General features: G+C 47.9%; 13 protein-coding genes and 1 pseudogene. 8 read left to right on the top strand and 6 right to left on the bottom strand.

From position 1 onward, the window contains the following. Window positions 1–584: 584 nt before the first annotated feature. From mqnE to hemL, 5 genes are all read left to right on the top strand, one after another. A complete protein-coding gene (gene mqnE, locus SAPGRDRAFT_RS16330) occupies window positions 585–1,793 on the top strand; it encodes an aminofutalosine synthase MqnE (protein ID WP_037350902.1) in 1,209 nt (402 codons plus the stop codon). Then, window positions 1,794–2,426, top strand: a complete 633-nt coding sequence (locus SAPGRDRAFT_RS16325; protein WP_002660335.1) for a histidine phosphatase family protein — start codon at window positions 1,794–1,796, stop codon at window positions 2,424–2,426. An 11-nt stretch (window positions 2,427–2,437) separates the two neighbouring features. Then, on the top strand, window positions 2,438–3,193 hold the full coding sequence (locus tag SAPGRDRAFT_RS16320) for a menaquinone biosynthetic enzyme MqnA/MqnD family protein (RefSeq protein WP_002660333.1): 756 nt from the start codon (window positions 2,438–2,440) through the stop codon (window positions 3,191–3,193). A 329-nt stretch (window positions 3,194–3,522) separates the two neighbouring features. Beyond that, window positions 3,523–5,316, top strand: coding sequence for an ABC transporter ATP-binding protein (locus SAPGRDRAFT_RS16315; RefSeq protein WP_002660330.1), 1,794 nt, complete (start codon window positions 3,523–3,525; stop codon window positions 5,314–5,316). A gap of 13 nt (window positions 5,317–5,329) precedes the next feature. Then, complete coding sequence (hemL, locus tag SAPGRDRAFT_RS16310; protein ID WP_002660329.1) at window positions 5,330–6,616, top strand: glutamate-1-semialdehyde 2,1-aminomutase; 1,287 nt, start codon at window positions 5,330–5,332, stop codon at window positions 6,614–6,616. A 373-nt stretch (window positions 6,617–6,989) separates the two neighbouring features. Here hemL and SAPGRDRAFT_RS16305 read toward each other — a convergent pair whose 3' ends face one another. From SAPGRDRAFT_RS16305 to SAPGRDRAFT_RS16285, 5 genes are all read right to left on the bottom strand, one after another. Further along, window positions 6,990–7,361 carry a DUF805 domain-containing protein gene (locus SAPGRDRAFT_RS16305; protein ID WP_002660327.1) on the bottom strand — a complete coding sequence of 124 codons (372 nt, stop codon included), beginning with the start codon at window positions 7,359–7,361 and terminating at the stop codon, window positions 6,990–6,992. Between the two features lie 108 nt (window positions 7,362–7,469). Beyond that, window positions 7,470–8,300: a GIN domain-containing protein gene (locus SAPGRDRAFT_RS16300; protein WP_002660325.1), complete on the bottom strand. Its 831-nt coding sequence runs from the start codon at window positions 8,298–8,300 to the stop codon at window positions 7,470–7,472. Window positions 8,301–8,311: 11 nt separating this feature from the next. After that, on the bottom strand, window positions 8,312–9,358 hold the full coding sequence (locus SAPGRDRAFT_RS16295) for a hypothetical protein (protein WP_002660324.1): 1,047 nt from the start codon (window positions 9,356–9,358) through the stop codon (window positions 8,312–8,314). Window positions 9,359–9,464: 106 nt separating this feature from the next. After that, window positions 9,465–10,202 (bottom strand): CRISPR-associated endonuclease Cas6, encoded by a 738-nt coding sequence (locus tag SAPGRDRAFT_RS16290; RefSeq protein WP_002660323.1) that lies wholly within the window; start codon window positions 10,200–10,202, stop codon window positions 9,465–9,467. Then, entirely contained in the window at window positions 10,193–10,738 is a 546-nt protein-coding gene (locus SAPGRDRAFT_RS16285; protein WP_002660322.1) for a YqgE/AlgH family protein, read from the bottom strand. Before SAPGRDRAFT_RS16285 ends, SAPGRDRAFT_RS16290 begins: the two co-directional genes overlap by 10 nt. A gap of 374 nt (window positions 10,739–11,112) precedes the next feature. Between SAPGRDRAFT_RS16285 and SAPGRDRAFT_RS16280 the strand changes: the two genes are divergently transcribed. The 3 genes from SAPGRDRAFT_RS16280 to SAPGRDRAFT_RS16270 all read left to right on the top strand — a co-directional run bounded on the left by SAPGRDRAFT_RS16280 (window position 11,113) and on the right by SAPGRDRAFT_RS16270 (window position 16,526). After that, window positions 11,113–14,298, top strand: a complete 3,186-nt coding sequence (locus tag SAPGRDRAFT_RS16280; RefSeq protein ID WP_002660321.1) for a CHAT domain-containing protein — start codon at window positions 11,113–11,115, stop codon at window positions 14,296–14,298. Window positions 14,299–14,387: 89 nt separating this feature from the next. After that, the gene (locus tag SAPGRDRAFT_RS16275; protein ID WP_002660320.1) at window positions 14,388–14,807 is read left to right on the top strand and encodes a nucleoside-diphosphate kinase; all 420 of its coding nucleotides are present in this window, start codon (window positions 14,388–14,390) and stop codon (window positions 14,805–14,807) included. 1,167 nt (window positions 14,808–15,974) lie between these two features. After that, window positions 15,975–16,526 carry a hypothetical protein gene (locus SAPGRDRAFT_RS16270; RefSeq protein ID WP_002660319.1) on the top strand — a complete coding sequence of 184 codons (552 nt, stop codon included), beginning with the start codon at window positions 15,975–15,977 and terminating at the stop codon, window positions 16,524–16,526. An 86-nt stretch (window positions 16,527–16,612) separates the two neighbouring features. Here SAPGRDRAFT_RS16270 and SAPGRDRAFT_RS23295 read toward each other — a convergent pair. Beyond that, window positions 16,613–16,843: pseudogene (locus SAPGRDRAFT_RS23295) on the bottom strand (hypothetical protein); the annotation flags it as partial.

Raw genomic sequence — 16,843 nt, 5'->3', positions numbered from 1 at the left:
TTAGGGTTTGGCCAATAGTCGCCTAGGGACAAGCCCCTAGGCTAATCCAATGGAGTCAGCCCTAAAGGGCCTCAAAGGCTTATATACATGCCCTTGCTAAGTAGTTATTTCAAAGAAGGACCTCATCCAAAGGCCCTCTTTAGAGGGCTGTCTGAAAAAGCTAGCCTAGGGGCTTGTCCCTAGGCGCAGGAAAGGGCAGCCACAAAAATTTAAACAGTCTCGCAGCCAAAAGCTTGCTTAGCTGTTCCGAAATTGGCTGCGGGTTTCAACCTGCAGCTATGGCCGAAGGCCAAATGGCCTAGCGATGTGCAGGGGGGGCCGCAGGCCAGACCGAAGGGCCGAGCGAACAGCGAGCCCCGAAACGTAGCGCCGACGACCAAAGGGAGGCGGAGGCCCCAAAACCGCAGCGAGCCCTGAAACGACAACAAGAACTTTAGTTCGCAGTTCGACGACTGAAAGGAGTAACGCCCCAAAAAATAAATAGCTTTCAATTCAAACTGAAAGTTTTAAAAACTGTTAGTTAGGCAAGCCACTAAAAAATGCTAAATTTGCGGCGCATTAGCCATGAAACGAAAACTAGAGATATGTCTACAGCCATTGATACCTTACTGAATGATAGCGCATTAGATGCAGGACTACATCAGATTGCCCAAGCGGTACAGCAAGAAAAACGCTTGACCGTAGAGCAGGGCATTTATTTATATGAGCATGCCCCCTTGGGCTACCTAGGGGTTTTGGCCAACTTTATTCGGGAAAAGAAGCATGCCGATAAGACCTACTTCAACCGAAACTTTCATTTGGAGCCCACCAATGTTTGCTTGTATACCTGTACTTTTTGCTCTTATTCTCGCCGTATTAAGAAGCGGGAAGATGGTTGGGAACTGACCCTAGAAGAGATGATGGAAATCATCAAAAAGTATGATGAGGAGCCCGTCACCGAGGTGCATATTGTGGGTGGGGTTTTGCCTCAGTACGATTTGGAATTTTACAGCCAGTTGTTTAGCCAGATCCGTGCACATCGTCCCGACTTGCATGTAAAGGCCCTCACGCCCGTAGAATATCACTACATTTTCAAAAAGGCCAAGGTCTCTTATGAAGAGGGTATGCGCCTAATGAAAGAGGCCGGTTTGCAGTCTATGCCCGGCGGAGGAGCCGAGATTTTCCACCCCGAAATCCGAGATCAAATTGCAGGTGGAAAATGTACGGGCGAGCAATGGCTCCGCATTCATGAAATCTGGCATGAGCTGGGTATGCGCTCCAATGCTACCATGCTTTACGGACATATTGAGGAATTTAGGCATCGGGTAGACCATATGGAGCAATTGCGTCAGTTGCAAGATAAAACGGGAGGGTTTCAGACCTTTATTCCCCTTAAGTTCCGCAACCAAAATAATGAGCTATCTCATCTGCCAGAGGTCTCTTCCATAGAGGATTTGCGCAATTATGCCATTGCCCGCATTTATATGGACAACTTTGAGCATATCAAGGCCTATTGGCCCATGATTGGACGCAGGACCGCTCAACTTTCGCTAGCTTTTGGAGTAGATGATATTGATGGGACCATTGATGATACCACCAAAATTTATAGCATGGCCGGTTCTGAAGAACAGAACCCCGCCCTCAATACAGAGGAATTGGTGCAGTTGATTAAGGAGGTGGGCCGCCATCCTATTGAAAGAGGCACCCTATATGATGTGGTCCAAGATTATCAGGATTTTGATTTCAGCAAGCAGCCCAAAAAGGTCAAAAAAGGCTTTGTAGGACTGCCTGTCATTGATAAGACCAAAGTATAAATGACCAAAAAAACGCTATATATCTACCGACATGGCCGCACCCGATACAATTTGGAGCATCGGGTGCAGGGCCGTGGCGTCAACTCCTCCTTAGATGCGCATGGCCTAGCCCAAAGAGATGCCTTTTTTGAGCATTACAAAAGCGAGGGCTTCGAGCTCTTGCTGGCCTCTTCGCTCAAGCGAAGCCAAGAAAGCATTGCGCCCTTTGGTCTGCAGTTGGAGCAAGATATTTGGCATTGGCCCGAATTAGACGAGGTCTCTTGGGGCATTTTTGAGGGACAGGCCTCTACCCCCAAAATGCACCAAAACTACAAAGCCCTAATGAATGCTTGGGGCCGTGGGGAGTATAAGGCCAGAATTCCAAAGGGCGAATCGGCCCTAGAAATGGCGGGCCGTCTGCGCCTAGCCCTACACAAAATCGAACAACTCCCCCAACAGAAAATCTTAATTTGTACGCATGGGGCCACCCTCTCCTTTTTGTCGGCCCTGCTTCAGGGGCAAGAGCTCAAGGCCTTGCAGCAATACAAACACCATAATACGGGCCTCTCTATTTTTGAACAAGATGGGCCGCATTATCGCCTGAAGGCCCAAAACGAAATAGAGCACCTCAGGCTTAGAAATCTGCTCGATTGAGCCCTACCACTATGAAGAATAAAATCCGCCTCTCTATTGTCTCCTACCTCAACTCCAAACCCTTTTTATACGGCCTGTTTCGCCACAACCTGGACCAAGAGGTCGACCTCAGCCTAGATATCCCCGCCGATTGTGCCCAAAAACTACTAAGCAATCAGGCCGATTTGGGCCTGGTGCCCGTGGCTATTCTGCCCCAATTGGCCCATTATGAATTGATTAGCGACTATTGCATTGGCGCCTCCTCCCCCGTCAAAACGGTCTGCATTTATAGCCAATGCCCCATAGAAGAAATAGAAACGCTTTACCTTGATTATCAATCGAGAAGCTCGGTGGCCCTAGCACAGGTTCTCCTCAAGAAGCACTGGAAACTTAGTCCCAAAATTGCCCAAGCGAGCAGCGGCTATATCCAAAAGCTAGGCGGCAAAACGGCTGGGGTCGTCATTGGCGACCGCTGCATGGGCCTAGAAAAAGACTTTGCCTATACCTATGATTTAGCCGAAGTTTGGATGCAATATAGCGGCCTGCCCTTTGTTTTTGCGGCCTGGGTGGCCAATAAAACGCTGGCCCCTAGCTTTGTCCAAAAATTTAATGCCGCCCTAACCGAGGGACTAAATCAGCGGCAGCAATTGCTGGCCCTACTCCCCCCACAAAAACAATTTAGCCTAGAGGAGTATTACTATAAAAACATTGACTACCAGCTAGACGAGGCCAAACGAAAAGGCCTAGAAAAGTTTCTCCAAGAGGGTGTAGAATTGGGGTTGTTGTAGGTCGTTTTTTTTGGGGCGTTACTCCTTTCTGTCGTCGAACTGCGGCTTGCAGTCTTGTTGTCGCCTCCCTTCGGTCGTCTGCGCTACGGTTACTCCCTTTGGTCGTCGAACTGCGGACTAAAGTCCTTGTTGTCAGGGCTCGCAGGTCTGCTCGGCCCTTCAGGCTCCACTTCGTTTCGCCTTCGGTCTGGCCTACGGCCCCCCTTTCACATCGCTAGGCCATTGGCCGCAATCGTCAAGAAAAGGTCAAGAAAATAAAAAAGCTTTTGCATCTCTGCTTTATGGTCTATCTTGGCCCTTGCTCAGAGAGCCAAAAATAAAAGTCATCTATGCGCGAATTAGCTTATTTAAACAAATACTTTTACAAATACCGCTGGCGATTTTTGCTGGGGGTTTTGTTTGTTTTGGCCTCCAATTACTTTCGGGTTTTGCAGCCCAAGGTCATCCGCTATGCCCTAGATTTAGTCATTGACAATGTCTATTTCTACCGCTTATTGGAGGGCAGCCGCCTACAGGCCGATTTCTTTGGTCAGTTGGGCAAGATTTTGCTCTTTTTTGGGGGGCTCACGCTGCTGTTTGCCCTTTTGATGGGCCTATTTATGTACTTCATGCGGCAAACGCTCATTGTCATGTCTCGTTTGATTGAGCGCGACCTGAGACAAGAGATTTTCCAGCATTATGAGCGCCTGCATTTGGCCTTTTATCGCAAAAACAATACAGGCGACCTCATGGCCCGCCTTACCGAAGATGTGACTAAGGTCCGTATGTATCTGGGGCCAGCCGTTATGTATGGCGTCAATCTCATCTTTTTGATGGTCATGGTTATTGGGGCCATGCTTTCGGTGAGTGTAGAGCTCACGCTCTATTCCTTGATTCCCTTGCCTATCCTTTCCTTCTCTATTTATTATGTGACCAGCATTATCAATAAAAAGAGTGAGGCCATTCAGGGGCAGCTCTCCACCATCAACAGTTTGGCCCAAGAAGTCTACTCTGGCATTCGGGTGGTCAAATCTTATGGGCGAGAAGAAGCCATGGCCGACTTCTTTGATGAGGAGATTGAAGACTATAAAGAGAAGTCGCTCAGTTTGGTCCGTGTAGAGGCCATGTTCCGCCCCCTCATGATTATTTTGATTGGGGCCAGTACGATTATTAGTGTGCTGCTGGGCGGTATGCTTGTAATTGATGGGGAAATCTCGGCGGGAAATATTGCCGAGTTCATCATTTATATCAATATGCTTACTTGGCCCGTCACTTCTATTGGTTGGGTGGCCTCTATTGTTCAAAGAGCGGCCGCTTCTCAAAAGCGCATCAATGAGTTTTTAAAAACTGCTGTGGCCGTAGAAGATGAGGCCCAAGGGCAAACAGCTCCGCCCTTAAAAGGAGCCCTTCAATTTAAAAATGTAAGCTTCCGCTATCCAGATACGGGTATTTTGGCCCTACAAAAGCTCAACTTTAGCCTAAAAGCAGGCGAGCGCATGGCCATTATTGGCCGCACGGGCTCGGGTAAAAGCACCATAGCCGATTTACTTCTGCGGATGTACGATATAGAAGAGGGCCAAATCTTGGTGGATGGCCAAAGCATTCGGGCCTACCCCTTGGACCAATTGCGGCAGCAAATTGCCTATGTTCCTCAGGATGTCTTCCTATTTTCTGATACCATTAGCAATAATATTGCCTTTGGTGCCCCCGAAAAAAGCCAGGAAGAAATTGAGCAGGCCGCCCGCTATGCCGCCGTCTATGACGACATCATGAATTTGGACCAAGGTTTTGCTAGCCAAGTGGGCGAAAGAGGTGTCACCCTATCAGGCGGGCAAAAACAGCGGGTATCTCTAGCCCGCGCCCTGATTAAAGACCCTAGTTTGCTCCTATTAGATGATTGTCTTTCTGCGGTAGATACCAAAACAGAGGCAGAAATTACACAATACCTCAAAACGGTTTGTGCAGACAAGACCACCATTATTATTACCCATCGGCTATATGCCTCTTTGGCCTTTGACAAAATTATGGTCCTAGAAGAAGGCCAAGTGGTAGAGGTGGGCAGCCATGAAGAACTAATTGCAAAAAAAGAAGGCTACTATTACGAGCTTTACGAAAAGCAAAGAGTAGAAGAATTAGAAAAATAAAACAGTAACTACAATGAAATCAACTAAGTCAGCAGCACTATACGCAGAGGCCAAAGGCTATTTTCCGGGTGGAGTGAGCTCTCCTGTGCGCGCCTTTAAATCAGTAAAAGGAGTACCTCTTTTCATTAAGGAAGGAAAGGGCGCCAAAGTATGGGATGAAGACGATAACGAATTCATCGACTTTTGTGGCTCTTGGGGTCCCCTTATTTTGGGCCACAACAATGATGACATCCGAGAGAATATCTATGCCGCCGTGGCCAAAGGAACTTCTTTTGGCACCCCCACTCGTTGGGAGAATGAATTGGGGCATCTACTACTATCGAACAACCGCTTTGTAGAAAAAATCCGTTTTGTCAGCTCTGGCACAGAAGCCGTGATGTCGGCCATTCGCTTGGCTAGAGGCGTAACAGGCAAAGACAAAATTATCAAGTTTGAGGGCTGCTACCATGGACATGTAGACTCGCTGTTGGTGAAGGCGGGTTCTGGTTTGGTTACTTTTGGAGAAAGCACCAGTGCGGGGATTCCCGATTCTTTTGCCAAAGAGACCTTGGTCCTCCCATTAGACCGTCCTGACCTCTTGGAAGAATGCCTCAGAGAGTATGGCGAAGAGGTAGCTGCCGTAATTATTGAGCCCGTGCCAGCCAACAATGGCCTTTTGCTTCAACAAAAGAGCTTTTTGGAAGAGCTGCGTCGCTTGACCAAAGCCTACGACTGTCTCCTTATTTTTGATGAGGTAATTTCGGGTTTTCGTGTAGGTTTTGAGGGGGCGGCTGGCTACTATGGCATTCAGCCCGACATTATTACTTATGGTAAAATCATTGGTGGGGGAATGCCCGTGGGTGCCTATGGTGCATCTGCTGAAATCATGGGCCATGTAGCTCCTGATGGTCCAGTTTATCAGGCGGGAACCCTATCGGGGAATCCGGTGGCTATGGCTGCGGGTTATGCTTCGGCCAAACAGTTGTTGGCCCCAGGTTTTTATGAGGATATGGAAGCTAAAACGCAGGCTTTTGTAAAGAATATTCAGGATTTTTGTGATGAGCGGGAGTATCCTATACATATTTCGACCATTGGGTCTATTTTCTGGATGGCCTTTGACCGCAGTACGATTCGCCGGGCGGACCAAATTGATGCGGCGAGCATGGAGCACTTTAAGGCCCTACATGCCGATCTTTTGGACCATGGCGTTTATTTGGGTCCTTCTGGTTATGAGGTAGGCTTTATTTCGGCAGCACATACGCCCGAGATTTTGGCCGAGGCCGCCGAAAAAATCAAGGCGAGCTTAGGCCGTGTATTTTAGGTCCTTGCGCATGTATAGCTAAAGCGCCATCAGCCTGAGGCTGATGGCGCTTTTTTTTGGGCCCGAAGGGCTTTTGTTTGGCCTAGCGATGTGCAGGGGTGGCCGAAGGCCAGACCGAGGCGGCAAAGCCGCCGAAGGGCCGAGCGAATAGCGAGCCCCGAAACGTAGCGCCGCAGCAAAGCTGCGGAGGCCCCAAAACAGCAGCGAGCCCCGAAACGACAACAAGCCCTTTAGGGTGTCTTCGACGACCAAAGGGAGTAACCGCCGCAATATTATATTTAGCGGAGGCCCCAAAAACCCTGAGAAAGGGGCAGAAAAAAGCCCCAATTCACGCTTGTAAATTGGGGGCTTAAAAATCGAATTAGCTTATAGGCTAGGCGACAAAGTGATCTTCTAGATTACCTTCTTCATTACCCAAACCTTTAGGATTGCGACCATATTGGTTTTCACCATGCTCACTATCAGAAACAGCCAAGATGAAGTTGTAGATAGGGATTAGCATAAACCAACCGCTTTTTCCTACATCATGCATACGGCGAACGGCCACAGCAATAGTGGGAACAAGCGTAACGAGCGAGAATATGCTGCCCAAAAAGACACCAGATTCGCCCATAACAGCCATGCCTACTCCGGACAATACTTGTTGGATGACTGTGTTGATGATGATGAACATCCAGTACTCTTTTCTTCTGGCTCTACCAGAGAATGTGGCAAACTTTTGCCATGGGGCTAAATACCATTCCATAGATTAAGGTTTTGTTGGTTAGGGATTAAACAATGATTTAATTTATGGCTAAATATTTAGACTTGCAATTGTTTTTGTGAAAATTATCACAAAACTACAGAATTAAGGCTAATTGGCATCGATAACTTGGCCCGAGCCAGTTGCTGTAACGGTTTTGGCGGGATTGCCTTTATAGTAGAGGTTTCCGCTTGAGGAGAGGTTGGCATCGAGTAGGCTACTGGCTTGGCATTCTATCTGGCCGCTGCCTGCATGTTGGTAGCTTCCATTTTGGCTCAGGAAGTTGAAACCCGCATAGCTACCGCTACCGTTGAGGTTGACGGATTCGCTGGGGCTATAGCCGCTCATATTGCAGCTACCGCTCCCATTTAGGTAGGCCTCCCATTGGTTAGTTTGTAGGTCTGGGATCAGGAGATTTCCGCTGCCTTCAATTTGGCCTACTGCTCGGCTAGCGCTACCTTCAAAAGAGATATTTCCGGAGCCGGTTATTTCTAGAAAGAGGGCATTTTGTACCGTAATTATATTTTGGCCATTGATATCTCCGGAGCCGGAAGTTTTGAGGACAAGGCTATCAAAGTTGGCGGTTCCATCGGTAAAGAGCTGCATATTTCCGCTGCCAGAATTTTCAAAATAGAAGCCTTCTGGGGTATAGACGGTTACTTTTAGTTCGTAGGCGCCATAATTACCTTGGTCCAAATCTAGCTCTAGGATGCCTTCACTATTGACGGTCCAGAAAATGCGTTCAATAAAATTGGCATGTCCTTCTGCGATCACTTCTAGTTGTGGGCCATATTGGACATCGACATCATAGGCTGCTTGTAGCTCTACGCCAGTCAGGGGACCTTCTACGGGAAGTTGGCTATCGACAATATCGCCTTCTCCTTCAATAGTGCAGCTCATGAGGCTAAGCAAAAGGGCTAAAAACAAAAAAGAGTACTTCATAGGGGTTGTAATTAGTGAATAAATTGTTCTAAGCGTTGGCCATCCTCTACTTTATGGATGCTCAGGCGTTTTTGATTGGGGCTGAGTTGCTCAATCAATAGCTTATCTTTGTAGGCCGACAGCCAAAAATAGTTATAAAAGGCTTGGCCTACTTTGGGGCGTTGGCTTTTGGGTTCTAGGAGTTGGCGCCAAAGCAATTTTTCTTTGGTTAAGGAGATGGCCAGAAGCAGTGCGCCGGGGGCTCTTTCGTTAAATACGATGGCGTAGAGGGTATCATTTATCAACAAAGTCTTCATTTCTTCATAGCGTTGAATCTGCTCTATGGGCAGGGCAAAAGACTGTTGTTTATAGAGGATTTGAAGTTGTTGATTATCGGAAAGAATTTGCAGAAAGCCTCTAATTTCGCTATCTGTGGCCTCATCCCAAATGAGGCCATCAAAGCTAAAGTCGTATTCGCTCAGCTGTCCTTTTTCTAGGTCTAGGACCACTGATTTTTGTTTGCTTTCCAAGTAGGAATTGAAGACCAGCTGCTTGCTGCTGTGGCTAAAATAGTTGAGGTAGGGCCGAGAGTAGCGCAATTGGGCGTAGCTCACGGAGTCGGAATGGGGAATCTGCAGGCCAAAGACCTCTTCACCTGCAGCATTATATTTATAGACCTTATAGCCTTCGGCTCCTTTGAGGTGCTTAACGCAAACGGCCCCATCTTGGGCCAAGAGTAAAAAGTTTTGCCCTCCAGTCAGGGCTTTTTCTTCTCGGTTGAGCAAAGGGGTAGCGGCCTTAGAGCTGAGGTCGGTCATCAGAACGCCTTGCCCGCTAGTGAGCTCAAATAGTTGGCCCTTAAAGGCAATTTTATCAATAGATAAGCCATCAAAACGGCTACGGTATTTGCTTTCGGTCTTAAAGCTCTGGGCGGCTATGTTCTCCGATTCATAGGGCCGCAGTTGGTCCAGTTGTACATAACGGCCCGCAAAGGGATAAATGGCCAAAGCGGCGCTATCTTGAGCGCTCGACAACAGGGGCAAACAAAAAAGAAGGCAAAAAAAGAATATCTTATTCATAGTTAAGCTTAGGCAGGTTGAAAATACTGCCCAAAGATACAGAAGTCTCAGCAATTTAGGGCAGTAAGATAAAAAAGGAGCTGGCTTAATGCCAGCTCCTTTTTGTTTAGCGATAAGGCTTTACCACCCCAAAACCAACGCTAGTTCCTTGTCCCAAACCAATAAAGTTGGGCAAAAAGACATTAGTCTCAAAGTCTAAGGTATAGGCCTCTTTCTTGATCCCTTTATAAGATACCCGCTTCAGATCTAGCGGCTCGGTAATATGCACCTCCAGCTCTTCTTCTAAATGCACGCCCATAGCCCCATAAAAGTTGAGGATGTGGTTGCGCAAAATCCGCTCGAGCAACTCCAAACGCTCCCGCAAGCTGCGGCAAGCCTTAATGGCCCGATAGTTCTCGCTGTTTAAGGCCAGCCAATTGTGTAGGCGATACAAACGAGGATGCTCCCAATAATGCAAGTCGTACTCCTGCAAATGCAAGCGATGGATCCGCATATCATGCTGCTTGTCGCCAATTCTAAGGCTCCAATCCGATTGGGTAAAAAAGTGATGGGCCTCCTCTACACCCCGATCAATGCAGAGCAATAGAGGCCGTCTTTTGTGCAATTTGTACTGAATCAAAGGATAGCGATAATGAAAACTCTCTTCTTTTTGCTCGTCTTCATTGTTGTGGTTGTGAAACCAGTCGTTTTCTAAGCCCACCTTATGGGCCATTGCTCCCCTAAATTTACTCAGGTCCCAAGGCTGCAAAAAGGTCTGAAAACTCACTTCTAGCATTCTTAGTTTCTTTAAGGAGGTCTTGTTGTTTGTCATATTGATTGGTTTAGTCAAAAGATTTAGTTCCATACCGGAATCGGCATTTGCGCCATCACACTATAACGATCACCCAAGTTTTCTAGCAGGCTTTTCCATAATAATTCGTTCTGTGGCCGAAAGATGTAGTTGCGGTCGCCCTCCGCCAAAATCCAAGTCTGCACATCTATTTCTTCCTGCAATTGGCCCTCGCCCCAACCACTATAACCCACAAAAAAAGTAATGTCGTTTTTCTCCAATAATCCCTGCCGAATCAAGACCTTGAGCTGCTCGTAATTCCCGCCCCAATACAATCCTTCCTCAATTTTCATGGCCCCTTCCAATAATTCGCCCTTAGTATGCACATAATGTATGCTGTCGGTCTGCACCGGCCCTCCAAAATGTACTTCCGCAGAAAAATCCGGAAAATCATTGACCAAATCCTTAATATCTAGCCCCATAGGCTTGTTCAACACAAAACCTACACTGCCATCCCGCCCATGGTCGCAGAGCAAAATTACGGCCCGCTTAAAATGATGATCAGACATAAAGGGCTCGGCCAATAATAAACGCCCCGCCTGCAAACTCAACTTCTCGATGATTGCTGTTTTTTGTATAAAAAAAGATGCCCCTAAGGGCCTTGGGCTAATTTAGTAGAATTCAACTAATTTTTCACTTTTTCTTTTTCATTTCTACTTTTTTGGGGCCTCCGCCTCGCTGCGCTCGTCGGCGCTACGTTTCAGGGCTCGCAGGTCTGCTCGGCCCTTCGGCCTGCGGCCTCGGTCTGGCCTGACGGCCACCCCTGCACATCGCTAGGCCAAGCCCCTCTTGGCCCCCTAGCCCAGCCGACACACAACCAACTCCGCCCCTCCCTTGGTCGAAAAAAAAGCAGGCCCTTGCTTTTTCTCTTAAATTAGCCCTATTTTTCGCCTCATTTATCCGACTAAGAAAACTACCTTCAGATTTGAAGCCTACTATTATATATTATAGCCTCCTTCTTGGACTTTTTTGCCTTTTGGCCAGTCCCCCCCTCTCTGCCCAAAACTGCCCCCTACAGGATAGTAGCCAAGCCTTTGCCGCCTTTGAAGCCGCAAAAAAGGCCATGGGCCAAGGCCAAGCCGGCCAAGCCTTTAGCCAAATGGAGAAGGCCAAAAACCTACTGGCCCAAACGGGCTGCTGGGAAAACTGGACCCGCATCTCCTACAATAAGGCCATTATGCACAAAAGAGCCGGCCAAATGCAGGCCATGAAAAATGAACTCCGCCTGGCCCAAACTACCGCCCTCGAACAATTGCCCGAAAATGACCCCTGGCAAGGCCATATTGCCTACCTCTTTGGCCGATATTATATGGGCCAAGGCGCCCTAGATACTGCCAAACTCTATTTCCTGCAGTCTCGATTTACCTATAAATTTGCCCAGTCTTGGAAAGATTATGCCCAAGCCTCTAGAGCCCTAGCCGAATCAAGCCTCTATATGCAAGATTATAGACTGATGGAACGCTACCTAGACGATGCCTTTACCGTTACTCAAGAACAACTCAATAATGATTTACCCTCTTTGCGCAAAATCCTACAGCTCTATGGCGCCCTCTATTACCGAACTGGAGATTATGAATCGGCCCTAGACCGTACCAAAACTACCCTAGAAATTGTTAAGGAAGCTATGCAGTCTAGACAAGATTCTATTGAGGTGGCTTCTTATTATAATAATATTGGCCTGCTCTATATCGAAATTGGCGATGTGGACAAGGCCGAGGATTATTGCCGCAATGCCCTCAATTTGTCTAGCCAATTAGGCGACCTTTTCCGTATTGCCAATACCTACACCAACCTAGCCGAACTCACTCGAAAAAAGGCCGCCTATAGCCGAGCCTACAATAACTTTAAGAAGGCCGAAGATGCCCTCAACCGAATGTCGCCCAAGGAACAAGCCGCCAATGCCGCTGTCCAAGCCCGTATCCAACTCAATTTGGGCTGGGCCGAAGTGGCCTGGGAAATCGGAAAGAAAAAAGAGGCCCTCGCCCTTTTGGCCCAAACCGAAAATTGGCAAAAACGCCTGCGCTTCAAAACCGAATCTACCTTTTTGCTCTATGGCCGCTTTTTTCGCCTGCAAAAAGATTGGGAACAAGCCAAAAATAAACTCGATAAAGCCCTAAAAGAAGGCCAAAAGACCTATAGCTCCGGCAAACACCCCGATTTGGCCCGCATTTATCTAGAACGCGCCCTGCTCTTTGCCCAACAACCCCAAGCCGAAATCGGCCAGGCACTTTTGGCCCTAGAACAAGCTAGCGAAGCTCTGCAAATGAAGGCAGGCCTAGCCGCTAGCGAAAAACTCTCTGCCGTTTCAGACCGAGAACTACTGCTGGAGGTCATGGAGGTCCAAATGAAACTCTACAACCAAGCCGGCCAAGAAGAAATGGCCTACCGCCTCGCCCTAAAAGCCGCTAGCCTCGCCTATGAACTCCGAAATAGCTTTAAGTCTGAAGGCTCTCGCCTCTTTTTACTCCAACGCCTGATTCCTATCTACGAACAAGCCCTCGCTATTGTCTATAAACGATACCAAAAAGAACCCAAAACGGATTATCTCCTAGAGGCCTTTCAGTTGGTGGAACGCAGCAAGGCCCTACTGCTCCTAGAGGCCCTACAAACCGAAAATGCCAGAGCCTTTGGTGGCCTGCCCAAAAAGCTCCTCAAAGAGGAGCGCCGCCTCAGCCGAGAGTTGGCCAAAAAACGCAAGCAGTATTTTGAGGCCCAACTCGCCAATAATGCAGGCCAAATGGATGCCCTCGACAAAGAACTGCTGGCCCTAAAAAGAGAAAGCCAACGCCTACAAGATACCCTAGAGGCCAATTACTACGATTATTTCCGCCTCAAGTATGAAGATAAAACCCCTAGCCTAGAACAACTACAGAAAAAATTGAAACCGGGCGAACGCTTTTTAGAGTACTTTTCGGCCCAAGATGGCTTTTATCTCCTTGCCCTTAGCCCCCAGTCTGGAGAGCTCTTTTATTTGCCCAAAGGCGAAGACTTTAACCGCAAAATGCGCAACTTTCGCCTAGCACTAACCAATAGCAGCTGGCTCAAGGATGAACAAAAAATCTTGGCCCTAAAACAACTCCTCATTGCCGAGGGCTGGGACCTCTACCGGCAGTTTGTGGCCCCCGCCCTAAAAGTAGATGGCATCGATAAAATTCTCTTGGTCCCCGATGGCCTCCTCAATTATATTCCCTTTGAGGTCTTGCTCTCTGAAGCCCCAGCCCCAGAAGAGCTCCGCCAGCCAAGCTTTAAGACACTACCCTATTTGCTCAAGCGCTATAATGTGAATTATCATTATTCGGCAGCCTTGCTCTTGTATGAAAGGCCCAAAATTAAGTCGGGCCGAGTGCTGGGTATGGCCCCCTCCTATGCCTATGATGCCGCAGCCCATGCCTCCGGAACCGATAGCCGACAACATCATATTCGCAGCTCAGTAGATGAACTACCCGGCGCCAAAATAGAGGTGCAGCAGCTCAGCAAAGCCTTTAAGGGCCTCTTTTTATATGGCCAACAAGCCAATGAAACCGAATTTAAAAAGCAAACTAGCAAAGAAGAATATGCCCTGATTCATTTGGCCATGCACGGCTGGGTAGATGAAGAACGCCCCGAATACTCTAACCTGGTCTTTAGCCACCGCCACGATAGCCTAGAAGATGACCTCCTACATGCCTATGAGCTCAACTTACTAAAGATTAAGGCCAACTTGGTGGTCCTTTCTGCCTGCGAAACAGGCTTTGGCAAATATGAAAGAGGCGAGGGCGTGGTGAGCCTAGGCCGAGGCTTTATGTATGCCGGAGTACCCGCTCTAGTAATGACCCTTTGGCCCATTAACGACCAAGCTACGGCCATCTTGATGCAAGACTTTTATGAGGGCCTAAGCGCAGGCAAAAGCAAATCGGAAGCGCTGCGACAAGCCAAACTCAATTACCTAGATGCCGCTGGCGATATCAGTAGCCACCCCTTCTTTTGGGCCTCCTTTATTGAGCTGGGCGATGACCGCCCGATTAAGCTCAGCCGAGCCGGCAACTGGAAACTCTATTTGCTGCTCACTAGCCTGATTATCCTGCTTTTGGGCCTTTTGGCTCGTTATTTTCGGCCACAATCAGGAAATTAAAGACAGCATTTGGATATGCCAAGGGCTTTTTATATTATTGCGCCCAATTAAGCAGAATACCTTTTACTACAATAATAAAAAACAAACTAATGGCAACTAATAAAACGCTGACCATGATCAAGCCCGATGCTGTAAAAGCTGGGCACACTGGCGCCATCTTGGCCCAAATCAATGAAGCAGGCTTTCGTATTGTGGCCCTAAAAATGACTCAATTGAGCACTGCTGCTGCTGAGCGTTTTTATGCAGTACACAAGGAGCGCCCCTTCTTTGGCGAACTCGTTGAGTTTATGACTTCGGGTCCTATCGTGGCCGCCATTTTGGAAAAAGACAATGCCGTAGCCGACTTCCGTACGCTTATCGGTAGCACCAACCCTGCTGAGGCCGCAGAAGGTACTATCCGCGCTAAGTATGCCACTAGCATCGGAGAAAACGCTATCCACGGTTCTGACTCTGACGAAAACGCCAAGATTGAAGGCGATTTCCACTTTGCTGGACTAGAGCAGTTCTAAGCTTTTTTCGCTTGAGCATTAAGCCAAGTTCTCTGTTTAGAGGACTTGGCTTTTTTTTGTTTGGGGCCTGCCGCCTTCGGCGGCCGGGCCCTTGCAGGGCTCGCAGGTCTGCTCGGCCCTTCGCCGCTTTCAGCGGCTCGGTCTGGCCTGCGGCCACCCTTTCAGGCCCCTAGGCCTGCGGCCCTTCGGGCCTGTAGGATGGGGACTGTTCAAAATTTGAGACTGTTTAAAATTTTGTGTTTCTCCTTTTTGCTGCCTAGGGACAAGCCCCTAGGCTAGCTTTTTCAGACAGCCCTCTAAAGAGGGCCTTGGATAAGCTACTTCTCTGCTAAAATGACTTAGCAAGGCCTTATACATCAACAGTTGAGGCCCTCGCAGAGGGCTGACTCCATTGGATTAGCCTAGGGGCTTGTCCCTAGGCGATGATTGGCTGAATCCTGCTTTTGAGCACTAGGCTAAAGGCCCAAATTTTATTCTAATACACAAAATTCTGAACAGTCCCGCAACCAGCTAGCCAGCTAGCAACCAGACCTAGCCAGCTAGCAGCCAGACCTACTCAGCTAGCAACCAGACCTACTCGGCTAGCAGCCAGACCTACTCAGCTAGCAACCAGACCTACTCAGCTAGCAGCCAGACCTACTCAGCTAGCAACCAGACCTAGCCAGCTAGCAACCAGACCTACTCAGCTAGCAACCAGACCTACTCAGCTAGCAACCAGACCTACCCAGCTAGCAACCAGACCTACTCAGCTAGCAACCTGACCTACTCAGCTAGCAGCCTGACCTACCCAGCTAGCAGCCTGACCTACTCAGCTAGCAGCTAGACCTACTGCAAGCTTTTTGGTAGGCAATAAGAGTAACCAAAACCATAATTATCAAGTAATTGCATAAGACAGCTCAGCTCTAGGTCCTAAAAAAGTGTTAATGCTAGGTTAATAAAAAAGCCAGTCTACAAAAGAGTAGACTGGCTTTTTTCGTCGTCAAAGGTCGATATATAAAGTCTTTTGGTAAAATTTAAGTTATAAAGTATGTCACATAAAACAATGCGACTAATTATTTTTGTCGTAAAAAATTAAAGATATAGTTGCATCTATAAAAGTATACGCCTATAATTGTAATGTACATGGAGTTATAACTCTTATTCACAAACTTTAATACCCATAATTTTATGGCAAACCTCAATTTGAATCGAGTGTCTGCATTTATGACTGACGCCGATTTCGCAAATGCTGAGCAGCTCTTGAATGACTGCCAAACGCTTTTTCCTTTTCTTACAGAGCTAGATGAAGAAGAAATTCGCAAGCTTAACCACATTAGCGTAGACAATCATCGCTTTGTTGCAGAAACTATTTCTGTGGTCAACTACCTTGACCTTAGCATGCCTGCACACATCAACATGACTGAAATTTCAAATGACCTACGGCTCTTTGATCAGCTTCAGCAGTTTATCGTGCGTATGGAGCAGTTTCTAAAGGCCCTCAAAAACACGGCGGCCCTATCAGGTAGCGAAGCTTATGTGAATAGCCTTTTTGTCTACAAGATTATTACTGCCTATGCAGAAGCTAGCGTACCTGGTGCAAAAACGGCCTATGACCGTCTTAGTGAACGCTTTAAGAAACAAGGATCTCCTAACAAGGAAGAAACAGTAGAAAATCCTGAGTCTTCATCTACAAACGATGATGATACGGTGGATAACGACAACCCAATTATTAGCCGTTAAGCTCATTGTTATTTTGGCCTGCAGCTTAAAAGCCGCAGGTCCTGAAAAACCTAAGCCCCTGCCTTCTATCCTGGAAGCAGGGGCTTTTAAGCTCCTGCGGCGAGCAAGGTAATAGCCCAACCGGATTGGCTGCGGCCTTTAGGCTGCAGATTCCTGAAAAACCCAAGCCCTTGCCTTCTATCACCGAAGCAGGGGCTTTTAAGCTCCTGCGGCGAGCAAGATGATGGCCCAAGCAGATTGGCTGCGGCCTTTAGGCTGCAGATAGCGGCAAAGCCGCCATGGCCGAAGGCCAAACGGCCCAGCGCTGCGGAGTGGGT

The sequence above is a fragment of the Saprospira grandis DSM 2844 genome (assembly GCF_000275825.1).
In the GTDB taxonomy this organism is placed as follows: Bacteria; Bacteroidota; Bacteroidia; order Chitinophagales; family Saprospiraceae; genus Saprospira; species Saprospira grandis_A.
Note: the sequence above shows the minus strand (reverse complement) of the source record. Positions and strands in the feature narration are given on the sequence as shown.